The organism is Herbaspirillum sp. VT-16-41 (assembly GCF_001994935.1).
GTDB classification, from domain to species: Bacteria; Pseudomonadota; Gammaproteobacteria; order Burkholderiales; family Burkholderiaceae_D; genus Herbaspirillum; species Herbaspirillum frisingense.
In genome coordinates this window covers 1-313 of record NZ_MUXB01000237.1, presented here as the reverse complement: position 1 = coordinate 313, position 313 = coordinate 1, and the positions used below count along the sequence as shown (strand labels likewise).

Below are 313 nucleotides of genomic sequence, written 5' to 3'. Positions count from 1 at the left end.
ACGGCATACGGTCTTTTGCCGGGTCGGCACTAAAATACCCCTGCGACGATGCCCAGAACAACCAGACAAACGGCAGAAAACCTGCCAGGTGCAGCAATACTTTAAGCCAGACAATCTGTTTTGCTGTTAAACGCACTCAAAAATTCTCCCGCAGATCCAAACCACGATAAGGGGACGCCACTTCATCCGCATAGCCGTTAAAAAGAAGCGTAGGCTGGCGTTTTACATCCAGCACGCCGCCGGATACGATAAAACGCTCGGTTGCCTGTGACCAGCGAGGATGGTCGACATGCGGATTTACATTGGCAAAAAA

The 313-nt window shown here is 50.8% G+C and carries 1 pseudogene; it reads right to left on the bottom strand.

Annotated elements, in window-relative coordinates:
- Positions 1-136: 136 nt before the first annotated feature.
- Positions 137-313: pseudogene (locus tag BTM36_RS29220) on the bottom strand (protein-methionine-sulfoxide reductase catalytic subunit MsrP); the annotation flags it as partial.